Origin of the sequence: Bizionia gelidisalsuginis, assembly GCF_008086185.1 — a bacterium.
Taxonomy (GTDB): domain Bacteria; phylum Bacteroidota; class Bacteroidia; order Flavobacteriales; family Flavobacteriaceae; genus Bizionia; species Bizionia saleffrena.
Genome location: NZ_VSKN01000032.1, coordinates 1 through 16,530 on the forward strand (window position 1 = coordinate 1; position 16,530 = coordinate 16,530).

General features: G+C 33.2%; 15 protein-coding genes and 1 pseudogene. 7 read left to right on the top strand and 9 right to left on the bottom strand.

The features are described from left to right. The 6 genes and pseudogenes from ES677_RS14145 to ES677_RS14165 all read right to left on the bottom strand — a co-directional run. Positions 1–181, bottom strand: a 181-nt coding sequence (locus ES677_RS14145) for a transposase (protein ID WP_148380285.1), incomplete at its 3' end; no start/stop codon positions are given. 191 nt (positions 182–372) lie between these two features. Next, positions 373–528, bottom strand: coding sequence for a hypothetical protein (locus ES677_RS15855; RefSeq protein ID WP_317130617.1), 156 nt, complete (start codon positions 526–528; stop codon positions 373–375). A gap of 522 nt (positions 529–1,050) precedes the next feature. Then, on the bottom strand, positions 1,051–1,266 hold the full coding sequence (locus ES677_RS15745; RefSeq protein WP_246124574.1) for a hypothetical protein: 216 nt from the start codon (positions 1,264–1,266) through the stop codon (positions 1,051–1,053). A gap of 6 nt (positions 1,267–1,272) precedes the next feature. Continuing rightward, positions 1,273–1,647: pseudogene (locus tag ES677_RS15750) on the bottom strand (alpha/beta fold hydrolase); the annotation flags it as partial. Positions 1,648–2,759: 1,112 nt separating this feature from the next. After that, complete coding sequence (locus tag ES677_RS14160; protein ID WP_148381583.1) at positions 2,760–3,392, bottom strand: response regulator; 633 nt, start codon at positions 3,390–3,392, stop codon at positions 2,760–2,762. 95 nt (positions 3,393–3,487) lie between these two features. Beyond that, complete coding sequence (locus ES677_RS14165; protein ID WP_246124576.1) at positions 3,488–6,475, bottom strand: sensor histidine kinase; 2,988 nt, start codon at positions 6,473–6,475, stop codon at positions 3,488–3,490. Positions 6,476–6,680: 205 nt separating this feature from the next. Here ES677_RS14165 and ES677_RS14170 point away from each other — a divergent pair, with 205 nt between their 5' ends. From ES677_RS14170 to ES677_RS14200, 7 genes are all read left to right on the top strand, one after another. Continuing rightward, entirely contained in the window at positions 6,681–7,199 is a 519-nt protein-coding gene (locus ES677_RS14170; RefSeq protein WP_148368248.1) for a nuclear transport factor 2-like protein, read from the top strand. Between the two features lie 600 nt (positions 7,200–7,799). Continuing rightward, a complete protein-coding gene (locus ES677_RS14175) occupies positions 7,800–8,225 on the top strand; it encodes a nuclear transport factor 2 family protein (RefSeq protein ID WP_148381585.1) in 426 nt (141 codons plus the stop codon). A gap of 264 nt (positions 8,226–8,489) precedes the next feature. Then, a complete protein-coding gene (locus ES677_RS14180) occupies positions 8,490–10,643 on the top strand; it encodes a prolyl oligopeptidase family serine peptidase (RefSeq protein ID WP_148381586.1) in 2,154 nt (717 codons plus the stop codon). Between the two features lie 65 nt (positions 10,644–10,708). Continuing rightward, positions 10,709–11,641 carry a nuclear transport factor 2 family protein gene (locus ES677_RS14185; protein ID WP_148381587.1) on the top strand — a complete coding sequence of 311 codons (933 nt, stop codon included), beginning with the start codon at positions 10,709–10,711 and terminating at the stop codon, positions 11,639–11,641. A 257-nt stretch (positions 11,642–11,898) separates the two neighbouring features. Continuing rightward, positions 11,899–12,129: a RidA family protein gene (locus ES677_RS14190; RefSeq protein ID WP_246124578.1), complete on the top strand. Its 231-nt coding sequence runs from the start codon at positions 11,899–11,901 to the stop codon at positions 12,127–12,129. 188 nt (positions 12,130–12,317) lie between these two features. After that, positions 12,318–13,172, top strand: a complete 855-nt coding sequence (locus ES677_RS14195) for an SDR family oxidoreductase (RefSeq protein WP_148381588.1) — start codon at positions 12,318–12,320, stop codon at positions 13,170–13,172. A 139-nt stretch (positions 13,173–13,311) separates the two neighbouring features. Further along, positions 13,312–13,581 carry a hypothetical protein gene (locus tag ES677_RS14200; RefSeq protein ID WP_148381589.1) on the top strand — a complete coding sequence of 90 codons (270 nt, stop codon included), beginning with the start codon at positions 13,312–13,314 and terminating at the stop codon, positions 13,579–13,581. Between the two features lie 925 nt (positions 13,582–14,506). On the opposite strand, the gene ES677_RS14205 is transcribed toward ES677_RS14200, so the two are convergent. The 3 genes from ES677_RS14205 to ES677_RS15540 all read right to left on the bottom strand — a co-directional run. Next, complete coding sequence (locus ES677_RS14205; protein WP_148381590.1) at positions 14,507–14,929, bottom strand: hypothetical protein; 423 nt, start codon at positions 14,927–14,929, stop codon at positions 14,507–14,509. 290 nt (positions 14,930–15,219) lie between these two features. After that, a complete protein-coding gene (locus ES677_RS14210) occupies positions 15,220–15,834 on the bottom strand; it encodes a hypothetical protein (RefSeq protein ID WP_148381591.1) in 615 nt (204 codons plus the stop codon). Positions 15,835–16,328: 494 nt separating this feature from the next. Continuing rightward, the coding region (locus ES677_RS15540) for a hypothetical protein (protein WP_211357892.1) at positions 16,329–16,530 on the bottom strand (202 nt) is incomplete at its 5' end.

A 16,530-nucleotide genomic window follows, 5' to 3' on the forward strand; every position in this document is an offset into this window, starting at 1 on the left:
AATTACCATTGCCTGGGAAACTTCCCGATTCAAAAGCTTCAAATTCTTTACGCCACTTGTATAAAAGAGTAACCTTGATACCTAGTTCTCTTGCTAGTTCTGACAGGTTCTTTCTGTCCTTACTTAATTCTACAGCTTGTCGTTTAAAAGCTGGATCATATTTCTTTCGCTCTTGTGTCATAAGTTAAATGTAAGACTTTATGCTTAACTTGTACTGTCCGCTAAATTAGCACATCCAATCTTCAACTTCTGGAATTTCAATTTCTTGTTTAAGCCATATTTTCTTTAAGTCTCTAATGGTCTCCATTTTTCTTTTATTCTGTGAACCTTAACTCTAACATTACCTTCTGAAAGACCAACGATTTTGGCTATTTATTTTTGATTGATATCTTCCAATTCCAGTGATATTATTATTATTTCTACTTCCTGTAATTCTGAAATATATTGATGTAAAAGGTGTAAATCGTTCTCAATACTTGTCTCTAAAACGCCTTCCTTAATCTCTATGGGGAATTCAGACTTAGGCATCTTATTATCTTTTTGAATTTGGCGTAAACAAGTATTGGAGGCAATTATAAATATCCAGGTTCCAATCGAAGATTCATTTCTGAACTTGGGTAATTGTTTTCAAATTTTAATAAATGTCTCTTGAGCTAAATCTTTCGCCAAATCTGTATCGTTTACAGACCCCATACAAAGCCTGAAAACCTTTTGGCAATAAGTGTCATAAATAGTTTCGAAATTCATTCTTCAGTCCACTTTTTTAATGTGTCTATAAACATTGTTTGTTGGTCAATAAAAAGGTTATGAGAACAGTTTTCTAAATATTCCAAATTATCCTTATTAATTAAACTTTCAATTTTTCTTATTTGAACTTCTGAAAATAAGCCATCATCTTTACCATATAAACCGAAAATAGTAGTGCCATTGTTTAGTGCTTTTTTTAGGTTTTGTTTTATATCTAGTGTGGTGTGTTTTTCGTTTTTCTAAAATCCTCTTCGAGCTTCATAAGTCATTTGCGAACTATATTTTAAAAGTAGGGTATCCGTTTTAAACTTTTGAATAAATATTGACGGCTTCTTTTGTTGGCTCTTTTGGATAATAAAATCCATTTTGCATAGCGTGACTAAAACAATATGAGCTATACTGAATAGAGCTTTTGTCCATTTTTTCTAGCATACTTATATAATTAAGATTAGTGCTATCTTTTTTGTTTTTATAAATAGTTTTTGACGCTTTTAATATTGTTGAAAATGTTTCTTGCATAGACAGCGGTGCTGATACGAGAATGATAGATTTAACTTTATTTGGATGTTTTTCCGCATATAAGGTAGCAATTGTACCACCGAAGCTATGCCCTATTAGTGTTGCTGATGTTAAATTGAATGTATCATAAATTAAATTTAAATCATCAAAAGTTTCATTAAAAGTGAATTTTGCATATTCGTCTGGTGACCGTCCTTCTCCACGTCTGTCGTAAGTAATAACATAAAAACCGTTTTCCGAAATTTTCTGAGCTGTTGTTACTTCAAAACCTACAGAATTATATCCTGGACCACCGTGAAGGTAGACTAGTGGCTTGTCATTTGGATTGCCAAATGCTTTTGAATAAAGTGTCTGAGAGTTAACTACGATTGTAGATACTATAAATGCGAATAATGCTAGTGTTTAGTTCATTTTGTTTCCTGTAGTTTTCATTTAGATACAAGGAATGGCAAAATGTTACAAATTATTTTTCTAAAGTTGCTTACAACTTCTTTATATCTGTAAAGTTTTCAAAGTTATTTAAAAAAATACAACTAGGCTGTAAACGTGCTCAGCGTAAATAATAACAGCTTTATTTTAAACTATAAAAATAGAAATATATATCGAGTTGATATTCTGGTTTACCATAAACAACTTTTTACTTTTAGTACTAAATAGGAGTAAAAAAAGGGCTAACTAAATAAAATTAGTTGTAGGGTAATGTAATTACAATCTGTTTTATAGATTCTGTTTTGTGATAAGTCTGATTTTTATTTGTTTACCGAAAAAAAAAGGGGATTTAAAAGTATTAAGGTAAAAAATCAGATAACTCATTAAGTTAACTTTTCTTTATTCTGCAAATTGTGGTCAAATAAAAAAACTCTTCGAGGTACTGGTTTTAATAGTGGCCTCGACTGGGTTAAAACCTGTCGCGCAAATCTCTATAAACAAAGGGGCTTTGCAAGTTTCTTTTTTATGAGGTAGCCTGATAGCTACTATGGAATTGATTTTAAAAATGTCTGTAAGACTTTCAATCTTGGTGTAAAGATAAACGAAAATAAACGTATAAAACGGCCAAGTCTTTGTTTTAGTAATTATTTGTGAGATGGAAATAAAATCTGGTTGTTGTAATGTAGCGTATGTAAAACAGATTGTTGCGAAATGAAAGGAGTAGGTATGTGCTGGAAGTGTGGAAACGGTTAGACTATCGTTATTTATAAGCAGTGACTTTTCAATACTTGCGTTGACTGTTTCAATAACTTTTTCTAAAGATTTGAATGGAAATGCAAAAATGACAAGCGATACAAGAATTAAGAGCATTTCTAAAACATTAATAATAAGTAGTGTAATCCAAAATCTATTAAGTGTTGTAGGTTATGTTTAAATCGTACGAATTGAATTTTAATGTGATTGATAAAAATCTAAACATAGCCCTCAGGTACGATTCTATTTTATATGGAAATAAAAAGGGGAAAGAAATAGATTTAATCGGTTAGTTTGACGTTTATTTGGTATTACAGCTTATTATCGAAAGATTTTCGTATTAATTCAGCTTTACTATGAATCTCTAAAGCTTTGTATATATTTTTAATATGAGTACGCACAGTGTCAATAGAAACGAATAAATCATTGGCTATCATTTTATAACTTTTGCCATCGACTATGCCTGTAACAATTTCTTTTTGTCTTGGTGTAAGCAGATTGCTTTGATTATGTTTTGGAGTAAAGCGATTAACGATTTTTCTTGCTATGGATGGCGACATATATGACCCCCCATTATTAACGATTTCTACAGCTTCAAGAATTTTTTTTAGTGACGTTTTTTTAGATAAATACGAGCAAGCACCTGCGCATAATGCTTTATAAATACTATCATTATCTTCAAATGTGGTAAGCATAATGATGTTGGTTTTCGGGAGTTCGTTTAATAGAAGCGGAATACCATCAATCCCAGACATTCCTAATAAATTAATGTCGAGAAGAATAATATTTGGCACTTTAATAAGTGCGTCAAAATCCTTCAAATACTGTTCAACCGAAGACGCAATTTGCAAACATTCTATGTTAGTTTGGGCACTAAAGAAGTCCTCTAGGCTTTCCTGAATTAATACATCATCTTCTATAATTGCCAAGCTAATAGTGTTCATTTGTAATGCTTTAAAAGAACTTTTAAGTTAAACAGATTCTTCATTTGTAAAGTTATGACTTTAAGACAGGTGCACAATCACATTAAGATGTGATATTACATATTGAAAGGTAGAAAAAGGTAAACACTAAATCCGTTTTCCTTTTGAAACTTCAAATTCGCCTTTAATTTTTCGGCACGCATTACCATATTCGGTAAACCTAAACCTGTAGATTTATAAGAAGATTTTTCACTACCATTATCTCTAATTATAAATTGACAGCCTTTAGAATGATTAGTTATAGTAACGCTTACCTTAGTGGCATCAGAATGTCGTAAAATATTGGTAATCGCCTCTTTATAGATTAAAAAAATATTCTGTTTGGTCTGTGCTGTTAATTTTTTTGTCGGATTTTTTATGTTAGAACTATCGATATGAAAAGAAATAGCCTTTGGCAATAACAACTCTTCTGCAAGCTCCTGCATGCGCTCAATTAAATCCTCAATCGTTTCACGTCTGCTATCAATACTCCAAACCAAGTCTCGCATTTGCGAAATGGCATTTCTGCTGATTCCTGCAATTTTTTGAAGTTTGAATCTATCGGCTTCACTAGCATTAATTTCCATAAGTTCAGTCTGCATTGCGAGACCAGACAATAATGAGCCTACATCATCATGCAAATCGCTGGAGATTTTAGTCCGAAGACGTTCCATAGCCAAAGCTTGTTGTAATCTATATCTAAATATCGAATACATAATGCCTATAATTACCAGTAAGACAAGCCCAATAAACCACCATTTTTTATAAAATATTTGACGTACCTCAATAGGGATAGATAATAGGGCTGTACTTTCATTACCTCTGGAATCTTTGCCTTTAACTTTTAAGACATAGTCTCCGGCAGGTAATTGGTGGTAACGTATAGACGCCGAATTACTTTGATAAAACCAACGGTTTTCAAAACCTTCAAGTTTTGTGCTGTACGTGTGTTTTTGATTTTGAAAATAGCTTGGCATCGTCCAGTTGATTTCAAAATACTGATCATAGGGTGATACCTGAAACTTCTTAAATTCTATTTGACTATAATCTGTAGAGAATCTGGTTTGGTCTTTGCTGTTATAACCTGAAACTCCTAAAAGGTGTAATTTTGGTGTTATAGATTGTTTTAAGACTTCATTGGGTTTGAATGTATTAACACCGTTCATACCGCCAAAATAAAAGGTGCCTCTACTATCCTTAAAAAAAGAAGTATAATTAAATTCGAAATGTGTTAGACCGTCTTCGGTATAAAAATTTTGAAAAACCTCGGTCTCTTTCTTGAAATGAGATAAGCCATTATAGGTGCTAATCCATAAGCTTTTATTAGCATCCATTAAAATGCCAACAATATTATTATCGGGTAACCCTTGTAATTTGGTAAATATTTTTATGGTTTTTCCATCTGCAGAAATATGATTGAGACCTCCGCCATGCGTACCAATCCAAAGACTTTTATTTGAATCTTCTTCAATAACAAGAATATAGTTTCTTGAGATACTTGGTTTAGAATCTGTGGTAAATATACTTTCAACACGACCACTCAGATGTATTTTTAACACACCATCATTTCGTGTTCCTAGCCAAACGATACTATCTGTTTTACTTTCTTTGAAATACCTAAAATCGGCAATATCATTTTCAATTTCAGAACCTTCAAAAACGAATTCACTTGTTTCCGTTTCTGGATTAAAAAGCACCAATCTGGTTAAACTTTGTCCGAAAAGTAATTTGCCATCCCGAAGCTTTATTAGTGGGTTTTGCCCTTTAAATGTTATATTAGGGCTAAATTGGTCGTAACTTTTAGTTGTTCCGTTTTTTAAATTTATTTTCAATAAGCTTTCACCCAATGTGAATACATTTTGTTTTTTAGTATCTAATGCATAAAAATTTGCTGTGTATTTAAGTGCCTCTTTAGAAAGGCGATCTATTTTAATAGTTAGCGTATCAATTACGCCATTCTTTGTTTTATAGATAAGCTTGTTTTGGCTTTCGCATTTGGCGAAAATAGTGCCGTTGCCATCTTCAAAAATACCACGCATAGTGTTGCCCCAACCTTTATTTTTAGATACAAACAATGGTAAAAATAATTCCTCTCCTATGCGTATTTTAAATAAGCCATTATCGGTTGCTACCCAAAGTAATTTGTTGTTATCTATGAAAAGATCATTGATTTTAGAATATTCAAATAGGGATAGTAATTGCTCTGTATAGTCTGTTAAATTACCTTCTGGACTTATACGATACAATTCTTTATTACCTGCAAACCATATATGTTTTTGATGATCTTCTATGGCATAATAAAATTGATTTTCACTGTCGAAAAGGCGTTTAGACGTTAAGTCTGTTTCATTAAAAGTATAGATACCGTGTTCTTTCTGCGGAAAAAAATAATGAGTGTTGTCACTATCGTAAAAAGATACCGTAAAATTTAAATTGGAACTATGCCAGTAAAAAGTTGACAACTTAAAGGTGTTTAATAACTTCCCTCCGGGATCAAACTTTAAACTTCCAAGTGGTGTGCTCCATAAAATATGGCCTAATTTATCTTCAATTAATCTGCTGTAGGCGTGTTTACTTCTACGAATTGAAGCCTTCACTTCAAATGTTCCGTTAGTTAATTTTTGAAGGTATTGTTTCGCGTTTCCGTTTTCGGCAGTTAAAAAATCGTCAGTCATAATCCAAATACAACCATCTATAGCTTTTAAAAGGCGTAACACTTTCCCCTTTATATTATGCGAACCGTTATAAGCGATTATTGTATCTGTAGATAATTGAAGTTTAAACAGTTTTTCATTCGCCATATACCAGAGTTCATTGGTATTAGCATCAAATTCCAGTTCTCCTGTAATTAATTCTTCTTCAATATAAAATGGATTGCTTTTATCGGAGTTATAAACCTTAAAATTATAACCATCGTACTTAACCAAACCAAGGTCGGTTCCAAACCACATAGCTTCGTTAGCATCTTGGGTGATGGAAGTAATATCTCTAAATATTAAGCCTTGCTCTGTAGTAAGAATATCTATCTGCGACGGGTTTTGGGAATAAACACCGTTGCACACCACAAGTAAACCTATTTGTAGTACAAAAACGGGCAGTATTTTAAAGAATTTAGAAATAACGGTTATAATTAATAGCTAGCTTAAAGATACAAAAAGTTAGTATTCAATATCACATTAATATGTGATTGATAATTGATTATGAGAGCATTAGTTTAGTGTGTGTTAAATTATAACATTGAAAAGCTATTAATTTTTAAAACAGACCACTATGAAAACTTTAAAAACAAGTGTCATTGTATTTCTTCTAATTATTGGGCAAATTACCTTCGCCCAAGACAAGAGTTATAAAGAGACGGTTACAGAAAATCCTACTGCTGAAGTCGACCTAAAAGTAGTGGCCGATTATTTGGAGGCACTAATCAATAACAAAATGACTAAAGTTACGAGCTTACTCGCAGATAATTTTCAGGGCGAAGGGCCTAGCTACCAGGAAAGCGAAACTAAGACTGAGCTACTTGAAGCTTGGAAGGAATATCACCAAACACGTACCAACCAAAAAAATGACTACGTGAGTCAGGCCTTTAGAGTGATTGATGGCGACTTAAAAGGCGATTGGCTATCTGTTTGGGGCACGTATACTTTCACAGAAAATAATATTGTGATGAATTTACCTTATCAATTAACTGCTCTTGTAGAAAACGAAAAGATTAGCAGATCGGTGATATACTATGATAGAATGGCTATTAACACAGCAATGGGTTACGAGTTAACGGCTAAGAAAAATTAACCAACTAAACTCAAGTACGACCCCGTTTTAGTTTTGATATACTATGGGTGCATACAATTTCTATTTATGAAGGTTAAAACTGTTTTAGAATACAATGTTATAAGATGCTGACTTCACTCACAATAAAAGAGATAGTGTTTTAGACTGTGATTCTTAAAATGATATGTCGAAAGCTAACTATTTAACCGCGATATATTTTTATAAGATTTAAAGTCTTTTTCTAATCTAAAGTTTAGAGGGAACATTTAAAAAAGAACTGTTTACAGGCATTAGTACACAAAAATTAATCTATAAGAAACCATTAAAGCAAAGGGCGAAAAATATTATAACGCTTGTTTTATAAGGAAGGGATATCAAGTGGGTGTATCATCTATTAATAATTAAACATAAAGATGAAGTTTACGCTATCAGATTTATGAACGTTGCTTTTTGGAAACATAAATAAACGCAGGGGTATGATAAAAACATTAAGGAATTGTGGCGTACAAAAAAAGGAAGTGGATCAGACTTTAGAAATCTTATCTATGTTTAAAAATGATAAGAACATCATTAAAAGTAATAATAAAACGCGGTATAAATCAGTAATTAAAACCAACCAAAATGAATACATCAACAACATTAAACAAGAACACAAAAAGCATTGAAAACCTTTATAAAGCCTTTGCTATTGGCGATATTTCAGCAGTTTTAGCAATTATGGATTCAAAAATTATATGGAACGAAGCCGAAAGTAATTCTTTAGCAGATGGCAATCCCTACATAGGGCTAGACGCCGTTTTAAAAGGAGTTTTTGCTCGTATAGGCGACTTGTATGAATCTTTCACTTTGCAGAATATTGAACTACACGAAATGAGTAATAACAAAGTGCTTGCTACACTGCGCTATCATTTAAAAGTAAAGGCAACAGGTAGGGAAGTTAATGCGCAGGCGGCACACTTTTATACTTTTAACAATGGCAAAATCACAGCATTTCAACAATATGTAGATACTAAGAAGTTGGCAGATGCTGAGGAGTTGATATCATAAGAAACAAAAATTACAGTAAAAGCAATTGGTAGTGATGATGGCGCAGGAAAATATTTGGCACCAGAGTTGACAGATGGGCACATTTATTTTTTTTAAAACAGCGAATTAAACACGCGGCCAGACGTCATTAATTTACAAGCATTAGTTGCTTATAACGAAGAAAAGCCCTTTCAAAATACTACTATGGAAAACAAATTACGTCGTTATGGATAATACGGGCAAAGCCGAAAACCGATTTAGAGTAGGCGTGTAAAATCGATTAAAATGAGAAATATATTAGTTTTTGCAATGGTTGTACTTTTTGGTACCACAGTCTTTGCACAATGGAATTACCCAACTACAAAAAAAATAGAAGTAAGTGACACCTATTTTGGTGTAACTTACAATGATAATTATCGCTGGCTGGAAGACATGAAAAATCCAGAGGTGGCATCATGGTTTAAACAGCAAGCTGATCTTACTGATGCCACGATGAACACAATCTCGGGAAGGGACGAGCTCATAGCCGAATGGCGAAAATTAGATAAACTCCAACCTGCTAGCTATGGTAATATGACAAAGGAGGGGGGGAGAATATTTTTCCAGAAAAGAATGCCAGGCGAGAAAGTGAGTAAGGTGTATTACCGCGAAAATATGGACAGTCCGGAAATTTTACTTTTTGATCCATTAACATTTATAGACGGTAAAACATTATCTGTTGGAGATGCTATACCAAGCTATGACGGCAAAAAGCTAATAATTTCTTATTCTGAAAATGGAGCAGAAGTATCCACCATTCAAGTAATGGACGTAGATACTAAAAAGTTTTTGCCAGATCTCATTCCTGCCACAGCGGGAGCTATGGGTTGGACTTTTGATAATTCTGCCTTTATGTATATGTGGATTAAATCTGCAGATAATAATGATCCAGAAGGACGATTAAATCCTAAAACGAAACTGCATACCTTGGGTACAGATAGCGATACAGATAGTGATTTTTTTAGCAACGAAACGTATCCTAATTTAAATATTGAATCCAAATCATACCCCTATGTTTATTTATCAAAACATGCAAAGGACTACGTTTTTGCTGGAGAAGGTACGGTACAGAATGAAATGACATTATTTTATGCGCCTATTAGTCAATTTGATTCAGGAGAAATAGCATGGAAAACCCTTAGTAAAACAACAGATAAACTAGTTGGCGGATTAGATGTTTTTGATGATAAAATCTATGCTATAACCTACAAAGATGCAGATAATTACAAACTAGTTTCAACAGATTTAAAAAATCCAAATTGGGATAATGCTACTGTTGTCGTTCCTGAAAAAACTATGATTCTGAAATCTTCAATTCGGTGTAAAGATTATTTTTTGTTGCGTTATAGCGATGGTATAAATTCACATCTTTATAAATATAATCCTAAAAATAATACGACTAGTAAAGTAGAATTACCATTTATTGGAACGGTTTATTTTAGATCCCTAGACAGTAAAAGTAATGAGTACTTAGTGGGAGTAACCTCTTGGAACAAACCGTTCACAGAATTTTTATTTAATGCCGAAACAGAAAAGTTTAAGGCAAGCCCTTTTAATAAACCGTCGGTCTATCCAGCAGAATATAATGATTTAGTTGTTGAAGAAGTAGAAGTAAAAGGGCACGATGGTGTAATGATTCCGCTGTCTATTATCTATAAAAAAGGAACAAAAAAAGAGGGGTCTAATGTGTGCTTTATGGATAGTTACGGAGCTTATGGGTACAGCATGACTCCTTATTTTAGTGATAGATACGCTTCTTTAGCGGTGAAAAATGTGGTCATTGCCGTTCCTCACGTACGTGGCGGGAGTGAAAAAGGTGAAGCGTGGTACAAAGCAGGTTTTAAAACGACAAAGCCAAATACCTGGAAAGACTTCATCAGTTGTGCAGAATATTTAATTGACCAAGGGTTTACACAATCTTCAAAATTATCTGGAATGGGTACAAGTGCAGGCGGTATATTAATATCTAGAGCAATCACCGAAAGACCAGATTTATTTGCTGCTGCAATTTGTAATGTAGGATGTGCCAATGCAATGCGCCTTGAATTTTCATCTAATGGACCTGTTAATATTCCTGAATTTGGAACCGTAAACGACAATATAGAAAGCAAAGCACTTTATGAAATGGACGGCATGCAACATGTTAAAGAGGGGGTGGAATACCCAGCCGTTATTTGCATCGCCGGATGGACAGATCCAAGAGTAGCGGCTTGGCAACCCGGTAAATTTGCAGCAGCTGTGCAAAATGCAAGTGCATCGGACAAACCTGTACTGATGAAAGTAAACTATGACAATGGACACTTCACCGAAGACAGAGAAGTAACATGGGCAAACTTTGCAGATCAGTTAGCGTTTGCAATGTGGCAAAGTGGGCATCCAGATTTTCAACCGAAAGGTTAAAATCAATCGGTGTAATAATGCAATACTAACCAGTTCGGAAATAACGAACACAATACTTAAACACAATGAAAAAAGTAGTAATTGTAGTAATGATGCTATGTACATTCATCAGCTACGCACAAAAAAAGAACGGTACCGTTTATATTGAACATCCTGCAATAGATGTTGTACACGAATTTGTAAAAGCGTCTCTTGCTGGAGACAAATCTAAAATGGCGAGCTATTTAACAGACGATTTTAAAGCTTACAACGGAACTTCCAATGCAACAAATGATATGGGAAGGGGCAAAGAAGCATTTATTAAAAACCAGATGGTTTATTTCAATCAGCTAGATTATTATGCCATTGAAGCCTATCCTGGCGCTTATCCAGATGCCATTGAATACAATAAAGACAACCCCAATAAAGAAGTTTGGGTACAGACTTGGGATGTATTAAAGGGCGTGCAAAAAAACACTGGTGTAAAAATCGATGCGGCCGCACATAGGTTGTACAAACTAACCAAAGACCATAAAATTAATATGATTATTGGTTATGGTAACGATGCTGTTCTTCTTGAAATACAATCCAGTTTTGCAGACCGAACTAACGGTACGATCTATAATCATCATGATAATATAAACACAATACGTAAAATGATGTATGCTTTTGAGAAGAAAGATTTTGATAAGGCATATCGTTTTTATGACGAAGAAGCAAGATTCGTAGATTCAAGCTCACCAACCTATGAGACTATTACATTAACAGAACAAAAGAAAATTGACCAACAAGTTTTTGATAAATATGAAATTATAAGTGTTGATATGATGGGCTATCCAGATTATTTGCATTACGAAATGGGAGATGCCCGTGTTGTTCAATCCTGGTGGAACATAAACCTTATCCGCAAATCAGACAAAAAAGAAATTATTTTACCTATTCATTATATCCACGATTTCAATGAAGAAGGATCAGTAATTTCTGAAACAGCTTATTACAACGCGAAACTATTGGATTAATTATTAAAGCGTGATTAATATAAGCTTTTCAAACAGAAATTACGAACACAAAAAAAAATGAAATTGGATTTAACTGTAAGGAAATATTAGGTTTTGTAGAAGGAGAGGTCGGGCTGTATTAATATAAACAAACAAAAAAAACAGAAGACTTTCTACTGAGTCCGGAAGTTGAAAAAGTCTATGGCTATCCAAATCTCTGGCGCAGTTAGTATGAATAATGAAGACAACTCACCGCAATTGGCGATTTTGAACAACAAATGAAAAACTGTTATTCAGATTTAGAAAAAGTCCTATCCCATTGCGGTTGCACGTTCAATGATGTGATAGTAGAGAAGGTATCCACCACAGATATGCCTAAGTTCTTAGAACTTGTTGGTTATAGAGCAGAAATCTATAAAAAAAAAACAATTCCTACAGGTTCTTGGATTGGTGTTAAAGAATTGGATATACCAGAATTTTTAATTGAGATCGAGTGTAGACGCGCATAAAACCGACAGATAATAGCAATTTAATGTTTAACGTTTAATATGCTCATAGAAACTGGTAATGGATTTGATTACTCTTTCAATTATTGCATTGCTTGTGGCAGCTAATTTGCGAATGCTATTACATAACATAAAAATGAACTCTTTAAAGAAATACATGGGTAATAACCAATAACTAAAAACAGAATACTATGAAAACCGTACTAATTACAGGAAAGAGTAAAGGGATTGGTCTTGAAACGGCTTTGGCATTTGGTCGTGCAGGACATAAGGTCTTTGCTACTATGCGAAATCCCGCAATGGCTAACGATTTTAGACAAAAAATAAAAAAGGAATCTCTTGACATCATTATTTGTGAAATGGATGTGGATTCTGATGCTTCGGTTAAGGATTGTATTAACACTATTATCAAAAAGCAGGGTGAGATTGATGTTTTGGTCAATAATGCTGGTATCGAGCGCCATGGTTCTATTGAAGAATTGGCTTTGGAAAATTTTAAAGCCATTATGGAAACTAATTATTTTGGAGTGCTTCGCTGCATAAAAGCATTGTTACCTCAAATGAGAAAAGATCGCAAGGGTTGCATTATTAACGTTGCCTCTGTTGCAGGACATATTTCGAGTAGCCCGTTGGGGGCTTATGCGGCAAGTAAGTTTGCCCTCGAAGCTGTCAGTGAGGCTCTTGCTCAAGAGGTGAAACCTTTTAATATTAGAATCGCAATCGTGGAACCTGGAATTATCAATACACAAATGGCCAAGGCAATTAGCGTAGATAAAGAATCCATTTATCCGCATTCCAAAAGGTTTGGAGGGTTGTTCTTAGCATCTCTTAAAACGCCAACACCACCAAGTTTAGTAGCGAACAAGATTTTAGAAATCGCAGAAAGTAATACTTGGAAATTAAGACATCCTATTGGGCCAGATGCACAGCCTTTTATAGATTGGCGAGCTTCAATGAGTGATGAAGAATGGGTGGATTGGAATGCTGCCAACGACGACGATTGGTATGAAGCTGTTCAAAATACATTTGGATTAGATGCTAGATAAGTAATTTTTTAGTAATCGCATACAATAAAAGTTAAAGGTAACAGAGCGTATACACGACGAATACTTAAGCTATTAAAAAAAATTACGGATAAGCCGAAAACCGGTTAGAGTAGGCGAAATTATTTAAACATAAGAAATCATGAAAAAAACAATTATAGCGAGACACAAAGTAGGGGGTTTTGCCACTTGGTTAAAGGGCCATCAAGATAGACTGGATATATTTGGTCCAGTAATGTCTAGTCTAAAAACATTCCAAGATGCTAACGACCCCAATTCTGTGGTAGTAATTATAGAAGTTACCGATATGGATAAGTTTGGAGCTATTTTAAAAGATCCATTTACCAACGATCTAAAAAAGAAACATACCGTATTGGAGCCAATGACTCTATCAATGGAAGTGGAGATTTAAGATGATGTTTTAAGAGAATGCACAGAATTGTAGGCTTTTACAAATCAGGATTAAAAGTTGTGTGTGACTTTCGTAAATCTAAAATTTTCACTAGTACAAAATAGGCTATTCGTCCAATTTATAATTATTTTCTACTGGAGCGCTTCGCCTACGATACGTGTAAACTTAAGTTGGAATTTTTAGAGTTACTCAGAGTCCTTATTTATTTAGACCTCTGTAGAGTATTTAAAATTCTAATCTTTTTGGCCGTGATTTTGAATTGTCGACTAGGATTAATTTAGTCATCCTTTAAGTGCCTATTTTTAATTAATAGTAATAATTAAAAGACATTAATAAACAATTTTAACGATATACCTAAAATTAAGAAGCTTTTAAAATCCTAGATTTTAGAAGCTTTTGGTGCTAATTACATTAGCTAATAGAGACCTCAATTGAATAGCAATCTTCGTCGATAAGGTCTTGCGGAGAGGCCTTTGTTGTTTTTGTAGGCGTTGAGTCGTTTTTGGGATTGTATTTACTATAAAATTTTATATTTACTATATAAGCGATCAATTAATAGCGCACGCAATATAGAAATAACTTATTCTGTTTTAGTGTAAAAAAATCGTGAATATGGGGTAGTGGTTATTTAAATTGGAGAAAGTATATCTTTTGTTTTTATAGCCTTGTTGGGGTTTTAAAATATGTGGTATTATTTGTTAGTTTTCGTCTATTACCTGCCGCAAAAGTTTAACCATACACGGCATTTTTTATAGCTACGTAATGTTTTTGGGACTTGCTATTAATATTGTTGTAGAGATGACTATTAAACCGCCGTTTACAGCCTGTCGCGAACGTGTTACGGGGAGCTCCGTATGTATAGTGGTGTTAAGGCGTTCTGTAAATCAGTCGGTTGGTCGTCGCCTGCTCGATTGGGCGTAATTGTTTATCTTAAAAGGCTATGATTTAGTGTCTTTTTCCTATTCACTTGTATTCTTTGGTTAAACAAATTGATTATTTTATCCTTTAAAGGATGGTATTCCTCAAAACAATCTTTTCCTTTAGAATCAAAAACAATTAAGCACGCATAATAATCATTTATAGTTTCTGTTCCGTCCGCTATAATTGTAAAAACTTCATCATTTTTTAAAAGTTTTATGTTTTCCCATACTTTACGATTCATATTTTCTAGATGTAATCCTTTAGCTTGGCTGTTCCATATTCCAAAATCAAGGTACATTGATTTCATTGTATCAGAAGCAGAGTCAATTTTGTAGAATCGTAATTCGTTAAAATTAATAGTATCTGAATTAATAACTTTAGATGTTTTAACAATTTTTAAATCATTAAAACTAGTTTTATATATCATTTCCGTACTGTCTACTTTAGAAGTTGAACAAGAAATAAAATTCAAGATTAGTACTATTATTAATGTTTTTTTCATAAAGGCTTAAAAGTTAGTCGTATAAATACCCTTTAATTTCTTTATAGACTATTTACGTGTTTATTCTATAGTTAAAAATGCGATCATTAACAACTGCTAAATACTCATTAAAAGTATAAAATATTATTAATTGATAGCGCAAACAATATAGAAAGAACTTATGCTGTTGTAGTGCAAAAAAGCATAAATGTGTCATTGACTATTCAGTTTCTTAATTAGAATAATGTTCTTGGATTTTGCATAATAATCCATTTAGTTCTAGTTCCATCATACAACAGCTCAATCATTTCGTATTTTTTGGGCTTCATTGCAGGATTACTTTCTATTTGATTTGGACCTAATGAGGCATCATCATTTTTTTTAAGTTCTAACTCACCGTGTAGTGGATACAACCAAATGTGTTGCCCATTCGCTCCCGCTTTAATGCCAGTAAATTTTAATTTACCGTCGGTATCAGTCACTTTAATCTTAATAATATTTTTGTTTTCGTTACTCTCGCCAGACCCAATGAGTAAGTCTACATTATCAAATTTACCGTAACTACTATTATCGTCTAAAGTGATTTCTCCAAAAGAGTATCTAGGGTTACCATAAGAACTCAGAGTATTACTTTGCAGCTTTAAGTTTGTGCCGATAGTAATTTCGCGAAAAACTCCGTTGTTATCTAGGCCTCCTATTTTAGTAGTTGTTATTTCTGCTTGGTCTGTCGTTCTAAATTTGCTGGTCCCATTTACGTCAAATGTTTCTTCTGGATTAAGTGTATTAATCCCTACTGGTCCCATCATTTCAGTAAATGCAAATAATAAAGTAATTACAATTAGGTGTTTCATAATATAATATTTAGTGGTTATTTTAAACTTATTGATTTTTTTTTAGCTTGCGTAGAACTTAATTATATAGGTATAAAACCAACACTTAATTATCTTAACCGGTGTTAGTTACGCTGTGTCTATATTCAAAAAAACTATTAATTATAACTGGCAATATCACGCAACGGGATATGGAAGAGACTAAATTAATAGCCCACTAAATATAAGATCTTTTTATTATAGTTTGTTGTAAAAAATCGTGATTGTTATCGTAATTGAAATTAAAAGAGAAGACGTGTTATATACTTACTTTTAATTGTGAAGACTGTGGCTCTGGTTGCCATCTATCTATACCTTAATTATTCGCGTAATTTGTGTCGTGTTGTTGACTATAATGTTGAGGAGATGTAAACTTTTCTTTTAAGTAGAAACCTCAATTAGTTTATTGGTCGCAGAGCACTGGTCTCTTTGGTTAATACTATTAATAATGGAGTAGTCGCCGCTTATGTTACTAGTTAGTATATGTTATTAGTATTTGTTTTTAGATCATTAATAATTGTAACTAATTCTTGCTTATCTATTACATTTTCACAAAAATTTAAAATGACAGCATCAATGGAGGAAACAGTGTATATATTAAAATTTAAACTAGAACCTTTTACTAATAGAGAGTATAACTCTGCAAGGGCAACTTCATTGGGGCTAGAGGATAAGAAC

Excerpts from the sequence above, each read along its gene's own strand:
- ES677_RS14175 (WP_148381585.1), top strand. The coding sequence starts at position 7,800 with ATGAATACATCAACAACATTAAACAAGAACACAAAAAGCATTGAAAAC.
- ES677_RS14160 (WP_148381583.1), bottom strand. The coding sequence starts at position 3,392 with ATGAACACTATTAGCTTGGCAATTATAGAAGATGATGTATTAATTCAG.
- ES677_RS15745 (WP_246124574.1), bottom strand. The coding sequence starts at position 1,266 with ATGCAAGAAACATTTTCAACAATATTAAAAGCGTCAAAAACTATTTAT.
- ES677_RS14180 (WP_148381586.1), top strand. The coding sequence starts at position 8,490 with ATGAGAAATATATTAGTTTTTGCAATGGTTGTACTTTTTGGTACCACA.
- ES677_RS14200 (WP_148381589.1), top strand. The coding sequence starts at position 13,312 with ATGAAAAAAACAATTATAGCGAGACACAAAGTAGGGGGTTTTGCCACT.
- ES677_RS14170 (WP_148368248.1), top strand. The coding sequence starts at position 6,681 with ATGAAAACTTTAAAAACAAGTGTCATTGTATTTCTTCTAATTATTGGG.
- ES677_RS14185 (WP_148381587.1), top strand. The coding sequence starts at position 10,709 with ATGAAAAAAGTAGTAATTGTAGTAATGATGCTATGTACATTCATCAGC.
- ES677_RS14195 (WP_148381588.1), top strand. The coding sequence starts at position 12,318 with ATGAAAACCGTACTAATTACAGGAAAGAGTAAAGGGATTGGTCTTGAA.
- ES677_RS14190 (WP_246124578.1), top strand. The coding sequence starts at position 11,899 with ATGAAAAACTGTTATTCAGATTTAGAAAAAGTCCTATCCCATTGCGGT.
- ES677_RS14205 (WP_148381590.1), bottom strand. The coding sequence starts at position 14,929 with ATGATATATAAAACTAGTTTTAATGATTTAAAAATTGTTAAAACATCT.
- ES677_RS15855 (WP_317130617.1), bottom strand. The coding sequence starts at position 528 with ATGCCTAAGTCTGAATTCCCCATAGAGATTAAGGAAGGCGTTTTAGAG.
- ES677_RS14210 (WP_148381591.1), bottom strand. The coding sequence starts at position 15,834 with ATGAAACACCTAATTGTAATTACTTTATTATTTGCATTTACTGAAATG.